The 1,115-nt window shown below is 55.2% G+C and carries 1 protein-coding gene and 1 pseudogene; both read left to right on the top strand.

Annotated elements, in window-relative coordinates:
- Positions 1–396: pseudogene (locus tag ACTG33_RS17180) on the top strand (sodium-dependent transporter); the annotation flags it as partial.
- An 84-nt stretch (positions 397–480) separates the two neighbouring features.
- On the top strand, positions 481–822 hold the full coding sequence (locus ACTG33_RS17175) for a DUF6482 family protein (protein WP_439136499.1): 342 nt from the start codon (positions 481–483) through the stop codon (positions 820–822).
- Positions 823–1,115: the final 293 nt, after the last annotated feature.

The raw sequence follows: 1,115 nt of genomic DNA, 5'->3' as shown, positions 1-1,115 counted from the left end.
TTTATCCTGATGTCCATCGCCTCACTCACCTCATCCATCTCCATGCTGGAAGTCCCGGTCTCCCTCACCGTGGAAGAGACCCCCTTCAGTCGCCGTCAGGCCACCCTCGTCATCGGCACCCTGATTTTTGGCTGCTCCACCGTGATCCTGTTCAACTTCGGCAGCCTGTTCGACTTCGTCATCAACCTCACCACCGTCTACAGTCAGCCGCTGCTGGGCTTGATGCTGTGCGTCTTTGCCGGCTGGATCTGGCACCGCAATAACCTGCTGCAAGAGATCAAATCCGGCCACCCCGAGGTCGAAGGCACCTTCTTCTGGAAAGTCTGGCCCAACTACGTGAAATTCGTCTGCCCGCTGTTGATTCTGGCCACCCTGCTGCAGAGCATCGGCGGCTAGGATTCCTTAACAGGAACTCCCAGAGTGATCGCTCTCGCTCATTGAAGCGTATATCAGAGTGAACCCAACTCTGAAGGTGGCATCATGAGCAAGGTAATACTGCACGACCTGCACAGCCAGGATCAGCTACAGGTGATTATCGATTCCTACGAAGGCGGCATCTATCAGGCCTTTCTCTGCGAAGACGGGACGGAAAACCTGATTTGGCTGGACCAAGACAAGCCCCTGAAAACCCGCAGCCTCATTGAAATGCGTGACCAGCTCGATCCCCTGCGCCCGGCCTCCATGTACCTGCGTCAGCAAAGCGCCTACGACGAAATGGTCGGCTTGCCGGCTCGCGCGGCGGACAACACCCTGATGGTCCCCATCTTTCCCGACCACCTTCCGCCCACAGCGGACACCCGCACGCAACCGCCAACCCCTTGAAGATGAACCAATCGCCCCCATTAATGGTCTTAAGGTTAGGGCCTGTTAACACTAATCCGATGGACACTGTTGCGTCTAAAAAGCCGCCAATTGAGGCACGAAGAGCGTGGTTTGGTCATTCCAAATAAGCGATGAGTAACGAAAAGTGGTGGATTTTTAGACACAACCCGAAGGGCTGGGGCCGTTTTTGCGCCCAGCGTCGTTATCAGTCACTTATGTAGAATAACTACATAGCGCTCTTTCCGCCTTGCTGGGCACAAAAACGCCCTCCAGCAGTGATCATCGGATTAGTG

Origin of the sequence: Pseudomaricurvus sp., from assembly GCF_965662505.1 — a bacterium.
Taxonomy (GTDB): Bacteria; Pseudomonadota; Gammaproteobacteria; order Pseudomonadales; family Cellvibrionaceae; genus Pseudomaricurvus.
This window is presented reverse-complemented; position numbering and strand designations above follow the sequence as displayed.

Excerpts from the sequence above, each read along its gene's own strand:
- ACTG33_RS17175 (WP_439136499.1), top strand. The coding sequence starts at position 481 with ATGAGCAAGGTAATACTGCACGACCTGCACAGCCAGGATCAGCTACAG.